18 protein-coding genes and 2 pseudogenes are annotated in these 23,579 nt (G+C 65.2%); 5 read left to right on the forward strand and 15 right to left on the reverse strand.

Annotated elements, in window-relative coordinates:
• Window positions 1–9: 9 nt before the first annotated feature.
• The 5 genes from ACTHNQ_RS15345 to ACTHNQ_RS15365 all read right to left on the reverse strand — a co-directional run bounded on the left by ACTHNQ_RS15345 (window position 10) and on the right by ACTHNQ_RS15365 (window position 7,575).
• Window positions 10–1,098 (reverse strand): oligopeptide/dipeptide ABC transporter ATP-binding protein, encoded by a 1,089-nt coding sequence (locus ACTHNQ_RS15345; RefSeq protein ID WP_440334753.1) that lies wholly within the window; start codon window positions 1,096–1,098, stop codon window positions 10–12.
• A complete protein-coding gene (locus ACTHNQ_RS15350) occupies window positions 1,070–3,091 on the reverse strand; it encodes a dipeptide/oligopeptide/nickel ABC transporter permease/ATP-binding protein (RefSeq protein ID WP_440334754.1) in 2,022 nt (673 codons plus the stop codon). Before ACTHNQ_RS15350 ends, ACTHNQ_RS15345 begins: the two co-directional genes overlap by 29 nt.
• Window positions 3,088–4,143: an ABC transporter permease gene (locus tag ACTHNQ_RS15355; protein WP_440334756.1), complete on the reverse strand. Its 1,056-nt coding sequence runs from the start codon at window positions 4,141–4,143 to the stop codon at window positions 3,088–3,090. The genes ACTHNQ_RS15350 and ACTHNQ_RS15355 overlap by 4 nt, the downstream gene beginning before the upstream one ends.
• 80 nt (window positions 4,144–4,223) lie before the next feature.
• Window positions 4,224–5,903 (reverse strand): GMC oxidoreductase, encoded by a 1,680-nt coding sequence (locus ACTHNQ_RS15360; protein ID WP_440334758.1) that lies wholly within the window; start codon window positions 5,901–5,903, stop codon window positions 4,224–4,226.
• Between the two features lie 85 nt (window positions 5,904–5,988).
• The gene (locus tag ACTHNQ_RS15365; protein ID WP_440334760.1) at window positions 5,989–7,575 is read right to left on the reverse strand and encodes an ABC transporter substrate-binding protein; all 1,587 of its coding nucleotides are present in this window, start codon (window positions 7,573–7,575) and stop codon (window positions 5,989–5,991) included.
• Window positions 7,576–7,878: 303 nt separating this feature from the next.
• On the opposite strand from ACTHNQ_RS15365, the gene ACTHNQ_RS15370 reads away from it, so the two are divergent.
• Genes ACTHNQ_RS15370 through ACTHNQ_RS15380 form a run of 3 tightly spaced genes read left to right on the forward strand, consistent with a single transcriptional unit; the run spans window position 7,879 to window position 10,980 of the window.
• A complete protein-coding gene (locus ACTHNQ_RS15370; RefSeq protein ID WP_440334762.1) occupies window positions 7,879–8,904 on the forward strand; it encodes a sugar phosphate isomerase/epimerase family protein in 1,026 nt (341 codons plus the stop codon).
• A gap of 2 nt (window positions 8,905–8,906) precedes the next feature.
• The gene (locus ACTHNQ_RS15375; protein ID WP_440334764.1) at window positions 8,907–9,290 is read left to right on the forward strand and encodes a C-glycoside deglycosidase beta subunit domain-containing protein; all 384 of its coding nucleotides are present in this window, start codon (window positions 8,907–8,909) and stop codon (window positions 9,288–9,290) included.
• 52 nt (window positions 9,291–9,342) lie between these two features.
• Window positions 9,343–10,980 carry a thiamine pyrophosphate-binding protein gene (locus tag ACTHNQ_RS15380; RefSeq protein ID WP_440334890.1) on the forward strand — a complete coding sequence of 546 codons (1,638 nt, stop codon included), beginning with the start codon at window positions 9,343–9,345 and terminating at the stop codon, window positions 10,978–10,980.
• A gap of 11 nt (window positions 10,981–10,991) precedes the next feature.
• On the opposite strand, the gene ACTHNQ_RS15385 is transcribed toward ACTHNQ_RS15380, so the two are convergent.
• From ACTHNQ_RS15385 to ACTHNQ_RS15405, 5 genes and pseudogenes are all read right to left on the reverse strand, one after another.
• Window positions 10,992–11,903 (reverse strand): hypothetical protein, encoded by a 912-nt coding sequence (locus tag ACTHNQ_RS15385; RefSeq protein ID WP_440334766.1) that lies wholly within the window; start codon window positions 11,901–11,903, stop codon window positions 10,992–10,994.
• A gap of 56 nt (window positions 11,904–11,959) precedes the next feature.
• Entirely contained in the window at window positions 11,960–12,967 is a 1,008-nt protein-coding gene (locus ACTHNQ_RS15390; RefSeq protein ID WP_440334768.1) for an amidohydrolase family protein, read from the reverse strand.
• A gap of 101 nt (window positions 12,968–13,068) precedes the next feature.
• Window positions 13,069–13,602, reverse strand: coding sequence for a MarR family winged helix-turn-helix transcriptional regulator (locus ACTHNQ_RS15395; RefSeq protein ID WP_440334770.1), 534 nt, complete (start codon window positions 13,600–13,602; stop codon window positions 13,069–13,071).
• Between the two features lie 94 nt (window positions 13,603–13,696).
• Window positions 13,697–15,012: pseudogene (locus ACTHNQ_RS15400) on the reverse strand (dihydrolipoamide acetyltransferase family protein).
• A 1-nt stretch (window position 15,013) separates the two neighbouring features.
• Window positions 15,014–17,191 (reverse strand): alpha-ketoacid dehydrogenase subunit alpha/beta, encoded by a 2,178-nt coding sequence (locus tag ACTHNQ_RS15405; RefSeq protein ID WP_440334772.1) that lies wholly within the window; start codon window positions 17,189–17,191, stop codon window positions 15,014–15,016.
• A 161-nt stretch (window positions 17,192–17,352) separates the two neighbouring features.
• On the opposite strand from ACTHNQ_RS15405, the gene ACTHNQ_RS15410 reads away from it, so the two are divergent.
• On the forward strand, window positions 17,353–17,880 hold the full coding sequence (locus tag ACTHNQ_RS15410; RefSeq protein ID WP_440334774.1) for a VOC family protein: 528 nt from the start codon (window positions 17,353–17,355) through the stop codon (window positions 17,878–17,880).
• Window positions 17,877–18,566, forward strand: a complete 690-nt coding sequence (locus ACTHNQ_RS15415) for a GntR family transcriptional regulator (protein ID WP_440334776.1) — start codon at window positions 17,877–17,879, stop codon at window positions 18,564–18,566. Before ACTHNQ_RS15410 ends, ACTHNQ_RS15415 begins: the two co-directional genes overlap by 4 nt.
• Before the next feature lie 55 nt (window positions 18,567–18,621).
• On the opposite strand, the gene ACTHNQ_RS15420 is transcribed toward ACTHNQ_RS15415, so the two are convergent.
• The 5 genes and pseudogenes from ACTHNQ_RS15420 to ACTHNQ_RS15440 all read right to left on the reverse strand — a co-directional run bounded on the left by ACTHNQ_RS15420 (window position 18,622) and on the right by ACTHNQ_RS15440 (window position 23,530).
• Entirely contained in the window at window positions 18,622–19,554 is a 933-nt protein-coding gene (locus ACTHNQ_RS15420; RefSeq protein WP_440334778.1) for an NAD(P)-dependent oxidoreductase, read from the reverse strand.
• Window positions 19,551–20,953, reverse strand: a pseudogene (locus tag ACTHNQ_RS15425) (M24 family metallopeptidase). Before ACTHNQ_RS15425 ends, ACTHNQ_RS15420 begins: the two are co-directional and overlap by 4 nt.
• Before the next feature lie 579 nt (window positions 20,954–21,532).
• Complete coding sequence (locus tag ACTHNQ_RS15430) at window positions 21,533–22,630, reverse strand: hypothetical protein (protein WP_440334780.1); 1,098 nt, start codon at window positions 22,628–22,630, stop codon at window positions 21,533–21,535.
• Window positions 22,631–22,665: 35 nt separating this feature from the next.
• Window positions 22,666–22,917 (reverse strand): aldo/keto reductase, encoded by a 252-nt coding sequence (locus ACTHNQ_RS15435; protein ID WP_440334781.1) that lies wholly within the window; start codon window positions 22,915–22,917, stop codon window positions 22,666–22,668.
• Window positions 22,910–23,530, reverse strand: coding sequence for an aldo/keto reductase (locus ACTHNQ_RS15440; protein WP_440334783.1), 621 nt, complete (start codon window positions 23,528–23,530; stop codon window positions 22,910–22,912). The genes ACTHNQ_RS15435 and ACTHNQ_RS15440 overlap by 8 nt, the downstream gene beginning before the upstream one ends.
• Between the last annotated feature and the right edge of the window lie 49 nt (window positions 23,531–23,579).

The raw sequence follows: 23,579 nt of genomic DNA on the forward strand, positions 1-23,579 counted from the left end.
CAGCTGGTCTCACGCTAGCTTCCCGCTCGCAGCGACGGCCGGCGGAGGAACGGCCGATGCGGGGGAGGCCGGGGCGCGCACGGTCGATGTCTCGACTCGCTCGGGGTCCGGGTGGCCCGAGCTGGGATCGAATCGATGGCATGCCACCGTCACCTCACCGATGACGGTGTCGGCCGGCCGCTGGGACCAGCAGATGTCGGAGACGAAGGGGCAGCGCGGCGCGAATGGGCAGCCCTCCCTCGGTGCCACTGCGGCGTTTGCCGTTGTCATCGCCACCGCATTCTTGCGCTCCTCCCGCCGGCGTTGCTGCAGCCGGGGCGAAGGGACCGGCACCGCAGCGAGGAGCGCACGGGTATACGGATGAAGCGGACGATGATGGACTGTCTCGGCGGGCCCCTGCTCCATGATGCGCCCGCGGTAGAGGACGACGGTGCGGTGTGAGAGGTGTGTGGTGATCGTTAGATCGTGCGCGATAAACAGCATCGCGAGGTCCGCGTCGCGCTGAAGCCGCGCGAGGAGATTGATCACCTGAGCACGGCTGATCAGGTCGAGCGCGCTGACCGCCTCGTCGCACACCAGCAGTCGTGGCGACGGCGCCAGCGCCCGCGCGATGCCGATGCGCTGGCGCTGGCCACCCGAGAAGCTGTGCGGATACCGGGTAGAGGAGTTCGAGGGCAGGCGGACACTCTCCAACAGCTCGCGCCGCCGCGCGTCGGCGACGGAACGGCCCAGGCGACCGCGTACCTCGAGCGGCTCGAGGAGCGTTTGCCCTACCGTGCGGGCGGGGTTGAGTGATCCGAACGGATCCTGAAACACCGCCTGCAGCACCTGAGACGCATCGGCTGCCCCGCTCGCCTTCTTACCGTTGATGTCACGGCCCCCGAGGACTACGGATCCAGCCGAGGGCGTGATGAGACCGAGGATCGCGCGGCCGATGGTCGATTTGCCGGAGCCGGATTCACCGACGAGACCGACGGTCTCTCGCGGGTTGACATCGAACGACACTCCGTCGACCGCGTTCAATTTAGCCCGGCGCCGCGTCGGGTCTCGGAACTCGACGCGCAGATCCCTAACGGACAGCAGCGGTTCGGCGGACATCTTCACCTCCAGGCAGGTCTGCGATTCGAATGCAGCGAGCGACGTGCTCGACGCCGACAGGTATCAGGGGAATTGGAGCCGCCCTGCACTCCTCGGTGGCATAGGCACACCGTGAGGCGAACCTGCAGCTGGACGGCCAGTTCTGAGGAAGGGGGACACTGCCGTCCACACTGGGCAGCGGTCGACCGCGCTGGGCCGTGTCGGGAAAGGCCCCCACCAACGCTCGCGTGTATGGGTGGACCGGAGCGTCCATAACCTCATCGGCGGTCCCCCGCTCGACGATCTGGCCGGCATACATGACCGCCACCTCATCGGCGATGTCCGCGACCACACCGAGGTCGTGGGTGGTGATGATCAGCGTCATCCCCCGCTCGCGCTGAAGCGAGCGCAGCAAGTCCAGAATCTCGGCTTGGATCGTCACGTCCAGTGCCGTCGTGGGCTCGTCGGCGATCAGGAGTTCCGGGTCACCCGTTAGGGCGAGCGCGATGACGACGCGCTGCGCCATCCCACCCGAGATCTGATGCGGGTAGCTTCGCAGCACGGCCTCCGGGTGGGCGATTCCGACCTGACGGAGCAGGTCCAGCGCCACCGCCTTCGCCGCACGGTTCGACTTCTTCCGATGCAGTCGCACGGCCTCGGCCAGCTGTGACCCGATCGTGAAGCACGGGTCGAGGGCCACCATCGGCTCCTGGGAGATAAGCGCGATCTTCCGACCACGGAGATGCTGCCAGACTGACTCCGGCTGACCCGTGAGGGTCGTGCCATCGAGCGTGATCGACCCTCCCGTGATTTGCCCCGGCGGCGGAACCAGACCCATGAGCGCGAGGCCCGTCATGGTCTTTCCGCATCCGGATTCACCGACGAGCGCCAGCGATGTACCGCGGGTCACGGTCATGTTCACGCCGCTGACCACCGGGTGCCAGCTGCTCCCCATGGGAAAGGAGATCGTCAGATTCTCCACCCGGAGAAGCTCGTCGCCGCGGTTGCCGTCGCCGTCGGGGGAGCTGCCCGCGATGCCGATGACGGTGTCGGGTGTGAGCCGCCGGGACGTCTCTCGGCTGCGATCCGGGCGCGACGGCAGCTTCCAGACCGTGAGAAGCCTCTGTCGCTGCGCGTGCGGGAGCGCATCGCGCAAACCGCTGCCGATCAGGTTGACTGCGAGGATCGTTAGGGTGATGACCACTCCCACCGGCACGAGCAGCCAAGGTTGGGACGTCAGGTACTGCGTCGCGTCATAGATCATCTGCCCCCAGCTCGGGGTGAGCGGCGACAGCCCGAGTCCCAGGAATGCCAGCGCCGACGCGATGAGCAGGCAGATGCCGTACGTGACGAAGGTCTGGACGAGGAGCGGCCCCGTGATGTTGGGCAGGATATGCCTGCTCAGGATCCGGCCTGTCGACAGCCCCGAGATCCGTGCGGCATCAACGTAAGGCAGTGCTCTGGTCGACGTGGTCGTCGCGCGCACCAGCCGGAAGAAGTTCGCACTGATGAGGATGCCGAGAAAGCCCATGACGATCGCGAGCTCATTGTTCGAGATCACGACGATCGCGATGATTACCACGAACCCGGGCATCGCGAGGAGCACATCCGAAAAGAACGATGCGACGGCGTCCACCTTCCCGCCGCGGAACCCAGCCTGGAGCCCGAACGGCACCCCGATGAGCAGGGCGACGGCGACGGCGATGAGGACCCCGACGAGCAGGGGACCGCCCCCGAACAACAGCCGCGACAGAAGATCGCGGCCGACGTGATCGGTTCCTAGCAGGTGAGCCGCATTCGGCAGCTGCAGGAAGCTGGCGATGTCCTGGTCGTAGGGGTCGTATGGCGCGATCAGTCCCGCGAAGACGGTTCCGAGGACGACGATCAGCAGCCAGGTGATGCTGAGGATGAAGGAAGGCTTCTTAACCACCTTCGCAAAGGCGGCCCGAAGGGGCGAGACCTCGGCTGCCGGCCGCGTCTGCGTCGCAATGGCGACTGTCGAGTTCTGGCTCATCGCACACGAATCCGGGGGTCGAGCCAGGCGGCGAGGAGGTCGACGGCGAGGTTGACCACCATCACGACGATGGCGAAGTAGATGACGGTGGCTTGAAGGATCGGTAAGTCATGTCGATAGACGGAATTCACCATGAGGGAGCCCATTCCAGGGATGTTGAAGAGCACTTCCACGACGATCACCCCCGAGAGCATGGAGGTGAAGTTCAGCCCGCCGATTGTGACGACGGGTATCGCGGCGTTGCGAAGGACGTGCTTATAGAGAATCCGTCGGCGTGGGACGCCAGCGGCCTGCAGGGTACGGACGAAGTCACGGCTGATCACATCGAGCACACTGCTGCGGGCGTGCAATGCGACCTGCGCGATGTAGCTCGATGCGACCGCGACCACGGGGATGACCAATCCTGTCGCCCACGCCGTGGGCGAGACTCCGAACGGCGTGTACCCGACTGCGGGGAACCAGTGGAGACCTATCGCGAAGACGAGCACGAGAAGCGGCGCGAGCCAGAAGTTGGGAACCGCGAGGAAGAAGCTCGAGATCGACTGGAGGAAGGTGTCCAGCGCGCCCCCCCGGATGGCGCTGAGCATACCGAGGAACATCCCCATCACGAGCATGACGATCGTGGCGAGCACCGCGATGGAGAGCGTCGATTCGATCGTCTGCCCGATCGTCTGGGTGACCGGCACGTTCGTGATGAACGACGCTCCCATGTCGCCCCGGATGGCGCTGGCCAGCCACGAGAAGTACTGCTCGGCGAGCGGGCGGTCGAGGCCGAGACGGGCGTTGATCTCGGCGATCTTCTCGGGTGTCGACGTCTCGCCGAGGATGTAGGTGGCCGGATCACCGGGCACCAGCTGGACCAGAACGAAGGCGAGCGTACTCACTATGAAGACCATCGGGATCAACGTCAGGAGATGACGACCGATGTACCTGATCACGCCGACTTCTCTCTCGACGCTGCGACACGAGTCAGAATCGACATTGATTTGCTCCATCCCGCAGTCGGGACTGCGGTCACGCTTGATTCGGAGTGGGCCGCCAATGGCTGCCAACAGATATGACGTTACGGCTAAACTATGTCGATGTCAATCGTCAAAGCTTTGATTATTGGAGTTCAATCCAATCTGCCGATTCACCACTGCCGGCTTTGCCCTCGCGTGATCTCGCCGGTCGCATGCTCTCGGGCGATGTACTCGGCCGTCCGGGCCGTCAGAGCCATGATGGTGAGCGTCGGACCGACGATTCCGTTGGTGACGTAGGAGCTGGCGTCCGTGACGAACAAGTTCGGGACATCCCATGCCTGGTTATAGGAGTTCAGAACCGATGTAGCGGGATCGCCACCCATCCTGGCGCCTCCGCACTCGTGGATCGCCGCACCAAGGGCGAGGCTCTTCTTGAAGGCCATGCGGAACACGAGTCGGCTTAGCGGATCAGCGTCGGGAAAGACCTTCTTCGAATCGAGCCCGAGCGACGAACCGGCGAAGCTCACTTGGCCTCCCGTGTACTCGACCATCTCGCGCACGCCGCGCACCTGCTCGCGCAGCAGGGCGCGCTCGTTCTCCGAGAAGGAGACATGGATTCGCGGTGCCGGCATCCGCCATGCGTCCTTCACCCAGCGATCGAGGGTGACCCGGTTCTCTCGGGCAGGCAGCATCTCTCCGAAGCTCATCATGCCGAATGCCGAGGGCGCGTCGTCAGGAAGCGGCATCCGCCCCATCACGCCCTGCACGGCGTAGCCGCCGACGAAGCGCGTCGGGGTGTGATCGTCCTCGATCATCGGGAGGTACACCCCACCGGATGGTCCGTAATACTCGTCCGGTGGCGCCCCGAGGTCTCGCTCGGACCCGCGGAAGGCCGGATTCGATCCGAAAACCAGGCCGGGAGTCTGATCCATGAAGTAGTGGCCGAGCAATCCCGACGAGTTCGCGAGACCATCAGGATGCCGCGTCCCGCCCGAGTTGAGCATGATCCGCAACGACTCGATCGTCGATGCACACAGCATGACGACGTCCGCGTGGACGGAGTGCTCCCGCTTCGTGCGGCGATCCACGAAGGTGACCCCGGTTGCCCGCCCGGTGGAATCATCGACATCCACGCGCCGCACCACGGAGTCCGTTCGAATCGTCAGCCGGGACGTCAGCTTCGCAGCGGCTACCCCCATGGGGATCCGGCCAAGATTGGGGGCGGCGAAGCGCCACGCGACCGAGCGGCGTCCCGGCCACCGTTCCTCGACCTTCGCCGCGAAATCAGATTCCATCCTGCTGAGATTCGAGCCACCGCGGTATTTCCCGTCAGGCAGCACGGCGATCCGATCCTCGTTGCCGTAGAGACCGAGGAACTCTTCGATCCGGTCGTACCACGGCTCCACGTCCGCGTAGGTGATCGGCCACGGGGTGGCATCGCCGTGCACAGTGGCACCGCCGGCGAAGTCATAGTCCGACATGCGCAGCAGCACCCGACCGTAGGCATTCAGGCGCCCGCCGAGCTGCCGACCGCGGATCCACAGGAAGTCCTCGCCGGACGAGCGATACGGGTTCTGGATGTCGTTGACCAGGAATGGCGTGGTCTTGTCGCTGTAGAACGCCCGCCTGGCCTGGATCGGCTGACCTCGCAACGCGGCGCGACCCCGCGGCAGGATCCCCACGCCCATCGGCTTCGGCGGCCGCGGAGGGGTAGGCGCGAAGTCCGCCTCGGTGATGTCCCGGCCCGCCTCGAGCAGGAGCACTTCGAGCCCGCGTTCGGTCAGTTCTTTGACCGCGATGCTCCCTGACGCTCCGGATCCCACCACGACAACGTCAAATCGCTTGTTCACGCCAGTCCAATCATTATCTTCGCCTGTGCACATCAAACGACCGGGGTAGGTCGGGTCGCGACCCAGCCCCACCCCGGTCATTGGATCAGCTGGGAGGCACTAGGTCGTACAGCATGGGAACCGAGAGCCCGGGCACGAGTTCGGAGATCTCCGCCTTGTCCGCGTTGAATGCCATCGCGGCCGGGATGATGAACGGAGTCACCAGCAGGGCCTGCTCGGCGATCACCGTCGACAACTCCTCATAGAGGTCGGTGATCGTGTCCGTGTCGTCGACCGGAGTGTTCTGGATTTCCTCGATGAGCTTCTCGACCGCCGGGTCGGAGTTGCCTCGAGGGTTCCAGAACCCGTTGGGTCCCACGACTCCCTCGACCGTCTGGAGCTGGGCGGGGTTCAGCGTGAAGTTTGCGAAGATCATCGGCCAGTTGCCAGTAAGCATTTCGGAGATGTAGTCCGACGTGTGGACACTCAGCTGCATGTCGACACCGATGTCGGCGAGGTAGCCGGCATAGGCCTCGGCCAGCTGCTGACCGTTCGGGCTGATCAGCACCGGCAGCGCGAAGCCGTCCGCATATCCCGCGTCCTCGAGGAGCTCACGCGCCTTGTCGGGGTCATACGTGTAGAAGTCTTCGAGCTCCGCCTTGTAGCCGTCGTAGAAGCTGGGGAAGGGGGTCGACCCGACGATCTCCAGGTCTTCTCCGAAGATCGCCTTGCCGATCGCCTCGCGGTCCAGCGCGTAGTTCAGCGCCTGCCGAACGCGGACGTCGCCGAGAGGCTCAACCAGATCACCGGTCGTATCCATGATCCAAGCTCCGTTGAGCTGCTGGGGAACCGTCTGCAGAACGTCGATTCCGATGTTCGCCACCTCACGAGGCGGCTGGTTGGCGAGCACATCCGCTTGGCCGCCCCGCACGGCGTTGATGGCGGCCGTGCGGCTCTCGTACCCCGTGAGAACGATCTTCTGGAAGCGAGCCGGGTTCTCCTTGTCCCAGTAATCCGGGTTGCGATCGAACACGAATCGGCTCTGCGAGATGTTGGTCTCCGCCGTGTTGACGGTGTACGGACCTGTGCCGTCCGCATCTGAACTGAGCGCGCCCTCCGTCTCGAGCGCCTTCGGGTTCACGATGAACCCCGCACACTGACCGAAGTTCTGGAGGAGATCGGGCATCGGGTGGGGAAGGGTCAGCTTCACCGAAGTGGCGCTGACCACGTCGGTGGTGATGCCTTCGATGTGCGAATTGCATTCCGCTCCCGCGGCGTTCGCTCCGGCGTAGTCGAGGTTCGCCTTCACAGCCTCGGCATCGAGCGGCGTGCCGTCGGCGAATTCGATCCCCTCGCGAAGTTCGAGAGTCACCGTCTCGCCGTCGACCTCCCACGATGTGGCGACCGACGGCACCGGCTGTCCGTCTCCGTCGAGGTGAACGAGCGAGTCATAGACGGCCTGCGAGATCCACAGCGAGTTATTGATGCCGAATCCGGCACTCCAGGGATCAAAACTCGAGTACGCGCCCGGCGTGCTGGTGGCCAGCTGCAGGGTTCCCCCGATGGGCAGGTCCGATGCAGTGGAGTTCGGCTCAGCGCCACTGCTGCTGCAAGCAGTTGCGGCGAGAGCGGCGATTGCGATCATGGCGACCGCGATTCCCCTGCGCGACCTGGCGACGCGACCTTCGCTCATACCAGTCCTCACATCCTTGTCTAGTGCGCCGGACTTGATCCGGGAGCACTCCGTTGTGCTTCTGATGGGGTTCCATCCGGGCTCATCCGTGAGCACCTTGTGTAAGATAAACGTAAAACTGTTAGGGTGTCAACGGTTAGACCTTTCACAATCTGCCGAGCAAGCACTGCTCAGTCTGCCGGTAGTCGGCCACCCAACTCGGGCCGGTTACATCGCAAGCAGCTTTTCCACAGCGACGTAGAGAGGACGCGAGATGCGTACGACGAATCATGAGGATGCTTTGGGCGATCGGCGCGTTCGCGCATGAGTTCGATCAAGCGCGGCGTGAGCCTGTACAGCTACCAGCAGGCGTATTACCTCGGTGAGCGAAATCTGGAGCAGTGCATCGCCGAGGCGGCCGTGGTGGGCGCCTACGGCATCGAGACGATCGCCGACCAGATGATGCCGGGATATCCTCGCCTCGGCGACGACTTCTACTACCAGTGGCACCAGTGGATGGACAGGTACGGCACGGTACCGACTGCCCACGACATGTTCCTGGAGGTGCGCCGGCACAAGGGCCGACTTCTGACCCGGGACGAGATGATCGAGTTCGTGCAGCGCGATATCGACCACGCCGCCCGCCTCGGCGCCACACTCGTCCGCACCACCTCCGCAACGCCGGCGGAAATCGTGGAGGCATGCTTGCCGCATGCCGAAGCGAAGGGCGTGCGCCTGTCGCTCGAGATTCATTCTCCGCGCGATTTCGACCATGAGCAGACGCAGCGGCACTTCGATGTCTACGAGCGCTACGGCCCCGAGTGGTTGGGCTTCGTGCTCGATCTGGGCATTTACGTCCGGAGGTTCCCCCGCGTGGTGGCCGACCGATTCATCCGGGATGGCGCCACCCCGGAGATCGTCGAGCACATCGTCGCCGCGTACGACCGGTCGGTGGCCGAGAATGGCGCACCTCCGAACAGCGAGACACTCTCCAGCGACGTCCGTCGTCTGGGTGGCACCGACAAGGACCTCGAGGTCGTCGACTTCGCCGCGGTCATGCTTCTGTGGTCGGACCCTCGCCGCATCCTCGACTTCGGTCCGTACATCCATCACGTACACGCGAAGTTCTACGAGATCGACGACGATGGCACCGACCACAGCATCCCCTACGAGGAGATCGTGCCGATCCTCCAGGCCAGCGGCTTCGACGGCTACCTTTCATCGGAGTACGAGGGCCAACGGCACATTCAGGACGCGTTCGAGGTCGATGAGGTCGGACAGGTGGCACGACAGCACGCGCTTCTGTCACGACTTCTCGGTGAGGGCGACGATGCGGAAGGCAAGGCCTGAGGATGTATGACAAGTACCTGATCGTCGAGAACAGCTTGCGATCGACCCCCGACGGGATCGAGTTCGATGTTCGTGTGGCGTATTACCGAAGCGTGGCCCTATCCATGGTCGATGCGTTCAAGGTGTCGATCGACGGCGAACCCGTCCCCGCGGGAGACATCCGCTTCGTACTGCGCGGCGACGCGTACAGCCAGATCGAGATGGACGACGAGAGCGCCGTCCGCTGGGAGTTCGGCGAGATCGCGACGATCCGCGTCCACCGCCGCCATCCGCTCGAAGCGGGTAGTCATCAGGTGGGCTTCGCGCAGTCCCTCAGGATCATCTACATGCCGGGCGGGATTCTGCGCGGAGAGGACACCAAGACACTTGAGCTCTCCAGCCTCTGAGAGCAGCGAGCTCGTCGCGCTGTCACAACGGACGACACCGCCCTCCTCGCAGATGTCGGTGTCGGCCCGCGTGGCGCTGGCCACCGCACGGCATGTCGATGACGTGTTCGGCGTGATGGGCAACGGCAATGCCTGGTTCCTAGACGCGCTCGAGCGCTTCACGCCGGTGACCTTCACCGCGGTACGCCACGAGGCCGGCGCTGTGGTGGCCGCCGACGCGTATTTTCGCGCGTCAGGTCGCATCGCCGCGGCAACGGCTACCTACGGAGCCGGCTTCACCAACACCCTCACGGCACTGGCCGAGTCGGTCCGCGCGTCTGTGCCGCTGCTTCTCGTAGTCGGTGATGCTCCGACCGGCGGGCTTCGGCCGTGGGACGTCGATCAGGAGGGTGTGACAGCCCTCATCGGCGCCGAGACCTTCCGCGTCGGCATCCACGACGTCGACGAGACGGTTGCTCGCGCCGTCGCCCACGCGCAGACGCATCAGGTTCCGGCGGTCGTTGCGATCCCCTACGATCTTGCGACTGCCGCCGCCCTTGACGGCGACGGCGTCGTAAGCACACGGCAGATACTCCCTCTCGTGCCGGACGCCAATGCCGTGGCGGGCCTCCACGCCAGACTGAGCTCAGCCAAGCGCCCCGTGATCCTCGCCGGCCGCGGCGCGTGGGTGGCCGGCGCCGGCCCTGCACTGGGTGCACTGGCCGACGCCTGCGGCGCACTGACGGCATCGACCGCGCTCGCTCGCGGAATCTTTCCGAGAGCTGAGTACGACCTGGGCGTCACGGGCGGATTTGGTGCCGAGGCGGCGATGCAGACCGTACGCGAGGCAGACGTCGCGGTTGTGTTCGGGGCATCCCTCAACCAGTTCACGATGCGATTCGGCGACCTCTTCCACCCCGACACCCACGTCACGCAGATCGACATCAAGCCGGCTGCGACTCACGGGAGAGTCGACGACTTCATTCGGGGCGATGCGGCGACGACGGCCGGGATCCTGGCACGGGATCTAAAGCTCACCGGTGCGGCTTCGACACCGTGGCGCGAAGCCATCGATGTGGCGCCGCTGACTCGACGGGACGTCGGTGGCGGCGTCGCCGCGGACGGGCGTCTCGACCCGCGCACAGTCGCCTCTCGGATGGCCGAGCTGTTGCCCGCGGACCGTGTGGTGGTTTCGGACGGCGGTCATTTCATCGGCTGGGCAAACATGTACTGGCCCGTCACTTCTCCGGATCGCATGATGATGGTCGGGACGGCGTTCCAGTCCATCGGCTTCGGTCTGCCAAGCGTTCCGGGGGCCGCCCGAGCGAAACCTGAGTCGGTGGTCGTTCTCACGACGGGTGACGGTGGAGCACTCATGGCGCTGGCAGATCTGGAATCGGCCGTTCGTGTGGCTGGCGGCCGAGGCATCGCTGTGGTGTGGAACGACAGTGCGTACGGTGCCGAACTGAATCTCTACGGATTGATGGGGGCGGCGACTCCGCCCATGTTGATTCCACAGGTGGACTTCGCGGCGCTGGCGGACGCCTTCGGCGCCGAGGGGGTGATCGTCAGCGCGCTCGCCGACCTGGCGCACCTGGAGCGATGGGCATCTCAGCCGGTCGACTCGCGCCGCTTCCTTGTGCTCGACGTGCGCATCTCCAGCTCCATTATCGCGCCCTACCAGCAGGAAATCATTCGGGTGAACAGCTGAGGCGGGCACGCCTACCGAGATGCGATCGCATGCTGGGCGGTTCCCGCATGGACGAGAAGCGCTCCTTCCAGCACTCGCTCGACCGACTGCAGCGGGGCAAGGAGTGAAGGTGACAGCCCCTCACCCAGCTTCCGAGCGTGCCAGAGCCAACCGATCCCGCGTTCGGCGACCGCGCTCTTGGCCTCGCGAAACGTTCTGGTGAAGGGCAACAGATCGGCAGGCTCGCCGCCGAGCTCGCGGAGAGCGAGCATCGGGGCACTCCGGACGTTCAGCTCGTCGAATCCGCCGACCCCACGTTCCGGATGCGTCAGGTCGAAGGCGAGCTGAGCGCTCAGCGCGAGGCGCGCACCCACGGCTCCCGCCTGCGCGGAGACGCGCTCATCGAAGCCGGCAAGGCGCGCGCCGCAGCGAACGGATGCCGACGCCAGCACGCCGCTTCCCCCCACGGTGGTGGCATGAAGGACGCTCGTCGCCTCGCGCTTGCGCGGCGAGCTTGCAAGGAACTGATTGAGGACGAGCTCGCGGAATGTGTTCTCGATCAGCCATCTGAGTTCGGCGGGACCTCGGTTGATCTCGAGGAACGCGCGGCTGAAGAGGATGTCTCCCAGGAGCACGAGATCGCGTTCGGCGATCGGCGCCAGAGGCCGCTCGGCACCGATCGCGTCGTGCATCGATGCCCCCAAGGCGAGCAGCTCCACGGCCCGCAGCAGTTGTCCGACCCAGGCTGCGTCACCACCTATGCCGCGCACTAGTGCTGCTCTGAGATGCCACGGCGACGAGACGGCCTCGGAGTCCAGCGGTGGGGGTTCGCGGAACAGGTATCGATCGATCCATTCGGTCGCTCTGTCTCCGATCTCTCGCGCCGCATAGCCCTTCGCGTGCTGGCCGAAGACTTCGTCGCGGTACGCCGCGAAGTCCGTCAAGTACGTTCGCACCGTCCGCCGGCAGGCGGGCGATGAGGGGCTCCACCCTTCCACGGTCACACCGCGGGCAACCGGGAACCAAGCACGCGCAGCGCGTTGGATCCCAGGATGTCTCGCCGTTGCTGGTCGGTGAGACCGGAAACGGCCTCGACATAGTCGACTGCGGCGCGAGAGGTCACTCCAGGGCGCGCGTAGTCGCTCCCCAGCATCAGCCGCGCCGCGCCGACGAGTCCGAGCGCCGTCTCGAGGACCAACGGCTCCTCCAGCACGCTCGTGTCGTAGTGAAACTTGTCCAGGTGCGTCAGGAAGCCGCCGAGCTCCTCATACCGGACGGCGTCATCTTGGCGGAGCCCGCGATCGAAACGGCGCGCGAAGAACGGCAGGCTGCCTCCGGTCGTCGCAAGGATGATGTCTACGTTCGGAAAACGCTCCAGGTGCCCGCCGATCACCAGGCGTGCCGCTGCCACGCCCATCTCTGCAGGGCTGACGAAGTCCGGTGCGAGATGGAATTCCGTGCAACCGACGACGCCGTCGATCGCCGCGCCGGGATGGATGTAGACGGGCGCGTGCCGGGCATCGAGCTCGAGCCAGAGGTCGTCGAAAACCGGATCGTCGATCGGCACGCCCCCCGCCGAACAACCCATCGACAGCCCCGCGAACCCCAGATCGTCCAGGCATCGCGCGATCTCCGCGATCGCCGGACGAACGTGCGGGAGCGGAAGTGCGCCGAATGCGGAGAATCGCGTGGGATGGCTCGTCATCAGACGATGGAAGAGATCGTTGGCAAGCGAGGCTCCCTCGACGGCCTTCGCCTCCTCCGAGAAGTACGGCTGCGCCGCCCCGAGGCTGACGATCTGGATGTCGATGGCGGCAGCATCCATGTCCGCAATCCGACCTTCGACGTCGTCGCGGCTGGGAGGACGCTCGCCTCCTGGCTTACCCGATCCCGGGCGATAGAGCGCCTTCATGATGCGGAAGACAGGAAGCTCCTCGAAAGCGCCCAGCTCGGCCATGTGGTCGAAGTAGACGGTCGGAGAGTAATGAGCGTGTACGTCGACCCTCATGGACTCGAAGCTTTCCTTTCCGGATGGCAGTTACGTGACCACAGCGTCACACTCGACCTGCTCAGGGCACCGATCCGGTGCGGGCCGGGACTTCGAGATCGTCAGGATCGATCCGGAGCGCTGGCCATCCGCCGAAGCAGGTGGAGGAGCGTTTGGCGTTCGCGGGAGTTGAGGGGACTGGCCCAGTTCTCCTCAAGCTCGCGCATCTGCGACATCGTGCTCTCCATCGCAGCCTGCCCCGCCGGGAGCAGTCGCACCTTCTTCACTCGTCCGTCCGAATCGTCGTCGGGATTCTCGACGACGACATGTCCGTTCTTGCGCAGCGTGCGCAGGACGCTGGAGACACTCGATGGGCTGACCTGAGTGAAGCGTGCCAGCTCGGTCGGGGTTGTGGGACCGACAGCCGCGAGGGCAATCAAAATGCGCACGTGCGCGATCGATACACCGGCGGGCTGATAGATCTCAGTATCCATCTCCAAACGCATGCGAGCAGCTACTCGCTGGAGCGCCATCCCCAGAAGGTACGGCTCGGAATCGAGGTCCGGAAAGAGCCGCGCGTAGAGCTCGTTCGCCTTCTCCTGGTACGCGATCTCATCGATCGTTCCCGTCGGTGGCACTGTGGCCGTCGTCGTCACCTGAGCTCCTGTCGTTGCCGTCCCCGACGCTATGCTAGCTTCTGATTGTTTGATCTTCAATCACCTAGGACTCTCACCGCTGTGGACCGCGGGTTCAAGTCAGTATGGACAGCGGATTCTCGATGCGGCGTTGGAACGCGGCCAACCACTTCGCTGCGACGGCTCCGTCGAGGACACGGTGATCAGCCGAGAGAGTGACCGTCATGATCGTGCCGACAGCGAGCTGTCCATCGGCGCCGACGACCGGTGCCCGTCGAGCAGCGCCCACCGCTAGGATGCCGGATTGCGGAGGATTGAGGATTGCGGCGAAGTGAGAGATCCCATACATCCCAGGTTGGAGACGGAGAAGCTACCTCCTTCAAGTTCATGCTGCTTGAGCCTGCCTGCGCGGGCGCGCTCGGCGAGGTCGGCGACGGTCTGGCTGACAACGCTCAGCAGACTCGTGTCGACCCCGCGGACGACCGGAGTGGCGAGGCCGCCGTCGGTCGCCACTGCTACGGAGATGTCGACGGACGAAAAGCGGCGGATGCCATCCTCCGCCCACACCGCATTTGCGGCCGGCACTTCGACGAGCGCAGCCGCGACAGCTTTCACAACGAGATCGTTCACCGATATCTTGCGATGCGCCGACGAGTTGACCGACGCTCGAAGCTTCAGAAGCTCGTCCACCCGGCAATCGACGACGAGGTAGAAGTGCGGAACCGTCGCCTTGCTCTCAGTGAGTCGGCGTGCGATGGCCCTGCGCACACGGTCAAGCGGGACAACCGTGTAGGGCGCCGCCGATGCGGAGCCGGCATCTCGAGCATCAGCGGCGATGAGCACCGGTTCCGCGGGTGAGAGCACCGGTCCCGCCGGTGAGAGCGCCGTGCCACGCCCTTCCGCGAGGTGACGCTCGAGGTCGCGCCTCACGATGCGGCCGCGCGGTCCCGTGCCCGCGATGGTCGCGAGGTCCACATCCGAGTCGGCGGCGAGCCTGCGAACCAAGGGGCTCGCGAAGAGCCTGCCCCCTGCCCCGGTCGTGGAGCGGGAAGGAGCCCTTGACGAAGACTCCGGTGCGGCGTGCGTGCCATCGTGCTCGGTGGGGGCGTCCGGATCTTCACCTGCCGGCGTCGAACCGGTTGTGCGTGCGACCGCTGCCTGGAGAGCCGCGGTGATGTCGTCTTCGCCCTCGCCCTCACCGATCATCACGAGGATGGGATCGCCCACGGCGACGCTTTCACCCTCCGCCACGAGTAGAGCGCCGACGATCCCGGCGTTCTCCGCCGCGACCTCGACGATGGCCTTATCCGTCTCGATCTCGGCGAGCGCCTGGTCGACCGCCACTGTGGCGCCCGTTGCCACGAGCCAGGTCTGGATGGCCGCCTCGGTGGCGCCGGCGAGAACTTCCGGCATGCGGATCACATCGGCCATGTCAGTCTCCCAGCCCGTCGCGCACGGAGCGCAATGCGCTCACCACTTCTTCTGTGCGTGCGATCGCCGCACGTTCCAAGACACGGGAGATGCTCGGGGATGCCTCCTGGCCGGTGACGCGGGATACCGGCTGATCCAGCCAGTCGAAGAATCGGCGTTGGATCTCGTCCGCGAGCCACGCGCCGTACGAGGTTCCTTGCGCGCCCTGCTCGACGATGAGAACCGCGTTCGTCTTCTTCACGCTGCGTTCAATCGTGTCCCAGTCGATCGATGCTCGGTCGAGCCACCGCAGATCGATCAAGTCCGCATCGATGCCCGTCTGGTCGATCGCCTCCAGAGCGTGGTCCACCATGGACAAATAGGCGATGACGGTCACGTCGCCACCGCTGCGCCGCACCGCAGCGTTGCCCGGCGGAATGACGTAGTCCAGATCGCCGACCGGCACCATGTCCGACTTGCCGTAGAGATCGACGTGTTCGATGACCAGGACGGGGTCCTGGAGGGCCAGCGCCGCATTCATCAGGCCGACGTAGTCGGCGGCGTTGGACGGCGCGACGATCCGCCAACCGGGACTGGTCGCGAACAGACCCGCGGGGTCCATCAAATGCTGCGAACCGTAGCCGGAGCCCATCGCGACCTTCGCACGCAGGACGAGGGGAACGGGGTTCTCGCCGCCGAACATGTGCCGCGCCTTGCCGATTTGATTGAAGACCTGGTCTGCGGCGACCCACACGAAGTCCGCGTACATGAATTCCACGACGGGACGGAAGCGTCCGTCGAGGGCCATTCCCCCGGCAAGCCCGGTGAAGGCGTTCTCGCTGATGGGGGTGCCGAGCACGCGGTCCTCCCCGTGCCTCTTCCGCAGGCCCTTGGTCGCGCCATTGGTTCCGCCGTTCAGGCGATGGATGTCCTCACCCAGGACGACGATCCGAGAATCCGCCTCCATCCGGCGGTCCATCACCTGAGCAACGGCATCAATGAACTTCACGGAGCGGGTCTGCGAACTCGACGGTTCGCCGGGAAGCCCGACGAGCTCGGAAGCGTCGCCGCGTACCCCGACGTTCACGAAACCGGGTTCCGGCCATAGCTCCGGGCGGATGCGCCGCTTGCCCCGGCTCTCCGGGTCGGACTCGAGGAGTTCCTCCACGATCTCGGTCATCGCCGTGACGACGCGCCGGCGGAGTGCGTCGATACTTGCGGAGTCGCTGAGACCCCGCTCGATCATGCGCGTCGCCACCAGCTCGAGCGGGTCGCGGGCGCGCCACGAGGCCTCCTCATCCTTCGTGCGGTAGCCGAACGCGCTTCCGGGATACGGGCCGTTCTGGTGGAAATAGCGATACACCTCGACCTCGACGACCGCCGGCCCGTCGCCAGCGCGCATGTGCGCGCCGGCTTCCAACATCGCCAGGTGGACGGCGAGCGGATCCATGCCGTCGACGCGCCATGACGGGATGCCGAATCCCTGTCCGCGTACGGACAAGCGCGGGTCGGCGGTGACCTCGTCCGCCCGTGTCGAGACGGCGTAGAGGTTGTTCTCGATGAAGAAGCAGACGGGCAGCTTCCAGGCTGCCGCGAGGTTCATCGACTCGAGCACGGAGCCGATCTGCGCGGCGCCGTCGCCGAAGTAGTTGACAGTGAGATCGGTGGTGCCGCTGTGCTTCTGTGCCCAGGCGTTCCCCGCGGCCATCGGCGCCCCACCGCCGACAATCGCATTCGTGCCGAGCGCGCCCGCTTGGAACCACTGCAGATGCATGGACCCGCCCCGCCCGTGGCAATAGCCCTCCGCGAGGCCCAGAATCTCTGCGAGGGTGCGACGGAGCACCGCGCGAATCTGGTCGGTCACCGGCTCAGCGGGATCGATGACGCCCCGAGCGACATGGGTCAGCGCTTTGGCGAGGAACTGGTGATGCCCGCGATGGGAGCCGTTCACACCATCCGTGGAGCGGAGCCCGATGATCGACCCAACCGCACCGCCCTCTTGGCCGATACTCGAGTGAGCCGGACCGTGCACAAGGCCCTCCCCGGCCAGTTCGAGCACGGTCTCCTCGAAGGCGCGGATGAGGTGCAACTCGGCGAGCATTGTCCCCAGCAGCTGACGATCCGCGGCATCCCAGTCGTCCTTCGTCGTCGAGAGCTCGAACCAGTCGACGCCTGTCACTAGTCGCTTCTTGATCGGCATCTTCGCCACTCCCCTCGTCGAACGGCGCGGCTGTCGCCGATGCCTCTGCGAGGCTAGGCGACGATTGGATATAATTCCAGTCAACGGCCCGCATATTCTGGGGCCGAAGATGGGCGACGAACGCCTAGTTGGATCCAACCATTACCAAGAGGTGAGACCAGATGGGCATTCCAGGGCTGCGCGGGACGGATCACATCGGATTCACGGTTCCCGATATCGAGGAAGCCCATGCCTTCCTCGTCGACGTGCTCGGCTGCGAGCACATCTACACGCTGGGTCCCAAGCAGTCGGACGATGACTGGATGCAGACGCACCTCGGCGTTCACCCGCGAACGGTGGTGCGCGGCATCCGGTTCTATCGCCTGGGCCTGGGTGCGAACTTCGAAGTTTTCCTCTACGACTCCGCGGACGGGCAGGCGCCGCAACCTCGCAACAGTGATCTGGGGGGCTTCCACATCGCGTTCTACGTGGACGATCTGGACGCGGCATGCGACTACCTCAGGGAACGCGGCGTGGAGATCATGGGCACACCCACGGCGAGTAGGGAGTCCGCTGAGGGGCAGCGATGGCTGTACTTCCGCAGCCCGTGGGGATTGCAGTTCGAGTTGGTGAGCTTCCCTGAAGGCAAGGCGTACGAGAATGGCGCAAGCCGCCTTCTCTGGCACCCGGCACATCCAGACAGACGATGAAGGGCGAATCGATGCAGGTCACACGCGCGCCGCATGGAGCGACCGGAGCCCGAATCGCCGACACACTGCGGAGCGCCATCCTGGCCGGCGACTATGGGCCCGGCGAACGCATCCACCCCGACAGGGTCGCTGAAGAGGCGGGCGCAAGCCGCCTTCCGGTCCGCGACGCGTTGCGGATGCTTCAAGCAGAGGGCCTCGTCAATCTGGTCGCCAACACGGGCGCTTGGGTCTCGCAGTTGAATGCCGTGGAGTGTCAGGAGCTGTATCAGATGCGCGAGCGTCTCGAGCCGCTCCTGCTCCGCTTGAACGTCCCACTGCTTGCCGAGAGCGAGATCGATCGCCTCCAGGTCCTCGCGGACACGATGGAGACGTCAGAAGATATCGAACGCTTCCTCGAGCTCGATCGAGAGTTCCACCTCTCCTGTCTCGAGGCGGCACCCACGACGCTTCTCGCCGACACGGTGCGGGGGTTGTGGAATCGGACGCAGCACTACCGCCGGCGCGCCACTCGACTGTTCTACACCGACGGCGACCGGAGTGTGCACCACGATCATCAGCTCATCGTCCACGCGTTGCGAACGCGTGACGCCGAGGAAGCCGAGCGAGTGCTTGCGGGGCATATCCGCAGGAGCCGACTCGAGCTAACCCGGCATCCCGAGGTCTTCGACACGGCCGAAAGCCGCTGATATCGTCAGTTGCGCCTGCGGAGCCGTCGGAGGTCCTCTTCGCGAGTGACCCCGCTCAATCCTCTAAGCCGTCGGTGACCGCTGCATGCTCGGGGCGGATGTCCACGCCGGAGGATCGCGCGATCGCCAGGATGATGCTCGCGAAGTCGAGATCAGCCGCTCCCGCGTCCGACTCTTGGGCGACGAGTTCTCGCGAAAGCCGCGCAACGGGCATGGCGACGCCGAGTCGATCCGCCGCAGCGAGGCCGAGGTCGAGATCCTTGCGTAGCAGCGCTGTGGTGAAGGTCGGGGTGAAGTCGAGATTGACCAGGGCGGGCGTCTTGTATCTCGTGAACACCGAACCCATCACGGAGTCATTGAGGAACTCGAGGAATGCATGTCGCGGCACCCCCGCCTGCTCAGCGAGCACGGTCACCTCGGCCAACGACTGGGTGACAACGCCGAGGAAGACGTTGTGGGCGATCTTCACGGTGCGAGCGAGATCCCCTTCGCCCACATAGACGACTGCCCGTCCCCATGATGCGAGGACCGGCTTGACCGCATCGAACACCGCCCGGGGCCCGGACGCCACGGTGGTCAGCTTGCCGGCCGCGATGACGCGGGGGTTTCCGGAGACCGGCGTTGCCAGGAACCCGACCCCGCGCGCCTCGGCGACGCTTCTCACCGCTTGGCTCGCCTCGGTCGAGATTGTCGAGGCGTCGGCTATCGCACCGGGGGCGCGCGTCGAATCGGTGAGGACCCCCGACGCGCCCAGCATCACCTCCTCGAAGTCGGCAGAGGTGGCGACCATGCTAACGACGATGTCGCAGTCGACGAGGTCGACAGGTCGCGAGACGATGTCCACCCCGATGTCGATCAGTCGCTCGGCCTTCGCCCGAGTACGGTTGTAGACCGTCACAGGGTATCCGGCGGACCGAAGACGCTTCACGAGCTCCTCCCCCATCCGGCCGACGCCGATCCAGCCGATCCGGGGGGCCGTCTCCGTCATCGCCCGCCGCGCCCTTCTGGAGTGTTGAGGTGAGACTGCGAGTCGCGCACTCGGGGCATGGGCCCGTTCACAGTGAAGTAGCGGCCACCGCCAGCGACGAGCAGTTCCTCAGCCGGGAACTTGGTGATCACCTGGCAACCGTCAGCAGTCACGACGACCTCCTCCTCGATGCGCGCTGCACCCCAGCCGTCAGAGGCAGGCCAGTACGTCTCGAGCGCGAAGACCATGCCCTCCTCGAGCACTTCCGGGTGGTCGAGCGACGTCAAGCGCGAGAATATCGGCTTCTCCCAGATGGATAGACCGACTCCGTGTCCGTACTGCAGCGCGAATGCCGCCTCCTCGTCGGGGAAACCGAACTCCTCTGCGCGCGGCCAGAGCGAGACGATGTCGGCAGTTGTCGCCCCCGGCCGGACTGCGGCGATTGCGACGTCCATGTACTCGCGGGCTCGCTTGTATGCGTCGACCTGAGCGGAACTCGCCGACCCCACTGCGACGTGCGGTAGTAGCAGGTGCGATATCCGTTGAAGGAATGAAGGATGTCGAAGAAGGCGGGGTCGCCAGGGCGAACCGCTCGATCGGAGTATACGTGCGGGTGCGGTGCGCAACGCTCACCCGAGATGGCATTGACGCCTTCCACGTACTCGGATCCCTGGTCGTAAAGACTCTTCGCGACGAGCCCGACACACTGGTTCTCGCGCACGCCGGGTCGCAGGAATTCGTAGAGCTGGTCGTACGCGGCGTCGACCATGGACGCCGCGGTCGAGAGGAGGGTGATCTCGTCCGGTGTCTTCACCCGCCGTGCCTCGAGGAACACCTGCTGGCCGTCGACGACCTGCAATCCCTCATTCTGCAGTGCGAACAGGATCGGCAACTCGACGACGTCGACGCCGAGAGGTTCTCCCGCGAGGTCGAACCGAAGAAGTTCGCGCTTGATCTTGTGCGCCACTTCCTCCGCGATCCCTGCGCCTGGGGGGAACGCGCCGCGGAGTGTCGAGATGCCAGCCCGGGCTCCCGACTCCAGGCGCGGGCGCTTCGCGCCGTGGTGCGGCGCGTGAGGATCAGCGTCCGCCTCCATGTGCGTGTCGTGAAGCCAAGGGCTGAGCAGCGCATGGTGTTTTGCGGCGGAGCCGAAGTCCCAAACGATGGGATCCGACTTCCGTGTGACCAAGCAGAAGCGGATAAGCTTGTCCATTGCCCACGTGCCAATATGCGTCCCGGACGCGTAGCGGATGTTGCTGAAGTCGAACGCCAGGACGGCCCCTAATGAGGACCGTTCCAGCTCAGCACGAAGCCTCACCAGCCGCTCGTCCCGCAAGCGATCGAAGTCGACGCGAGCCTCCCAGTCGACGCCCATTGTCCCGCGAGTGGCAATACTCATGAACTTCCTTTCCGACCTCATGCGTGGTGCTGGCCCACCCGGCCCCTGCCAGAGGAGCGTAAACCATCGATGGTAGTTTGAAGCCTCATCATTAAGAAAGCAAGTAAATGGGTTGCCTTCTTTGCATGCGTACCCGCCGGAGACATGCTTCAGTCCTGCGCGAGGGACATTCCGAGGCACCCTGCGGGTCCTGGCGCCGGTGGGGCACGTCGGGGACGATGGAAGTCCCGGGATCGTGAACGCATTTCGGAGGGAAACCGCCGTCGTGCTGCCGCCGGATCGGGAGGGGAGGCCCTATCCCGATCGCCCGCAGCCCGGGGCGCGAACGTGTTCCGCCTCGGCCGACGTAAGTCAACGCTGGACGATGCGGCGATAGAGACAGAGTATGCCGCCGTGGGCATCGCACAGCCGGCTCCTGGCCCTCCCGAGGCTTCGAAGGCCGTATTGATCGCCCTAACCGCGTCGCTCGAACACGAAGCGGCACCTTTCGGCGTCGCCGAGAAGTCTGTCCCTCCGGGACCGATCAGACGAGACGGCTCAGTGGGAGTTGCGACCGGTGGTCGACCCCACGAGGTAGCAAACCGAGCCCATGCGCAGGTGTCAATACACGCCCTCGATAACCTCCACGCCCTTGAATGCGTCCAGGGGCGCGATGCTGCCGATCGAGTCGCCGAGCTGATCTCCCCTGCTAGGTGCGTGACGGATGACAGAGTCGCGCTCCGCGTTATTGGGAAGCAGGAACGACTTGCTGACGTGATGCACCACCAGTTGGCCGCGCTCGCCGTATTCGACGATCTCGCCCGTGTCGGGATTGCGCACCTGGAAGGTGCTGTACGGGTCGATAGTCGGGTCCAGAATCGCGTCCTCCGTATCGACGCCGAGGCGCTCGGCGGCGCAGCTGCCCAACGCCATGGTTGTACCGAAGCCGGCGACGATGTTCACGTCGGGGAACAGTTCTCGGCGATAAAAGTCGCGCGAGTCTGCATCCATGGACGCCCCGCCCCACGTGATCACGTCGACGTTCTCATTGATCTTGTCGACCAGTTCGTCTCGTCCGGCGATGCGAGCGAGCACCGGCGGGGTCAGACGCAGGTAGCCGATGTTCTGCAGCCGCAACGCGTATGTCGCCTGGTCGAGGATGTGCTCGGCGTACGCGCCGGCCTCGGCCGCGTTCCCGGCGGAGATCTGCTTCTTGACCCACCGAGGGTCCATGTCGACGGCGAAAACGAGCGCACCCCACTCCCGCGCAGACCGCCGCACTTCCTCGAACGCACCGTGCGGTCCGCTCGGGGTGATCGAAAGCCAGTTCTTGCCGTGCTGGATGCCGTACCGCTCGAACTGGTACATGTCGCGCTGGACCATGCGGTTGGCGTAGTCATACAGCAGCGGAAGGCACTTCGGGGCTCCGGTCGTTCCGCCGCTCTCGATGATGCCCGCCACGTCGGGCTTGGCCCCGTACCCGCGCGGAATCAGCTGCGCCGCAGGCACATCACGGATCTCGTCGGTGACATTCGGGAACAGTTCGAGATCGTCCCACGAGCGGATGTCGCTGCGTGGGTCGAAGCCAAGCGTCTTCGCGCGCTCGACCCAGAACTCCGAACCAGTGTCGGGATCGAAGTGCCACGCCATGGCCGCACGGATGAACTCGTCAGGATCGGGACGTTCGCCGAACGGGAGGTCGAGGATGGGCGTCGTCATGAGCTTGTCTCGCTTTCTGTGGGGTCTTGGATGAATTAGCTGCCGACCGGCAAAGGCTCGACGCCGACGAGGATCTCGTCGACGCGGGCCAGCACGTCGGAGGGGATGACGAGATCGACAGCCTCCACGTTCTGCGCGACCTGGGCGGGGCTCGAACCACCGGCGATGAGACCTGAGACGCCGGGCCGGCCGAGAACCCACGCAAGGGCGAGCCGCGCCAGCGGGACATCCAGCTCCGCTGCCAGCGCGCCGAGCTTCTGAACTGCGACCAGGATCTCGTCAGTCATCCAGCGTCGGATCAGCTGGGACCCACGGCCGGTGTCGACTGCGCGTGAGCCGGGGGGGAGGCTGCTGTCCAGGCAGGTACTTCCCGGTCAACACGCCTTGCTGCAGTGGCGACCATGCCCACAGCCCGATGCCCGCGTCGATGCATGCCGCGGCAACGTCAGCCTCAGCGCGACGAGAGAGCATCGAGTACTGAACCTGATTGAGCACGATCGGTACCGCGAGCTCTTTCGCGATGGGCGCAGCCTGTCGAATCTGCTCGGCGGGCCACTCGCTGACCCCGAAGTAGAGCGCCTTACCCGCGCGTACCACGTCGGCGAAAGCCTGGATGATCTCGTCCAGCGGAACTTCCGGGTCGAAGCGGTGGGCGATGTACACGTCGAGGTAGTCGGCGCCGAGGCGACGCAGGGACGCGTCGATGGACTCCCGGATGTGCTTGCGGGACAGGCCGCGAGAGTTGGGACGGGGGTCGGAGTCGTCGAGCGCGAAGAAGACCTTGGTGCTCAGTTCGAACGAGTCTCTCGGCAGTCCCCGCAGTGCCGCCCCAAGAACATCTTCCGCGGCGCCGCCGGCGTAGGAGTCGGCGGTGTCGAACGTCGTAATGCCGACGTCCACGGCTGCGCGCACGATCTCCGTCGCGCGGTCGACATCGATCTTGTCGCCG

Source organism: Microbacterium sp. (genome assembly GCF_051953575.1).
Lineage (GTDB): Bacteria > Actinomycetota > Actinomycetes > Actinomycetales > Microbacteriaceae > Microbacterium.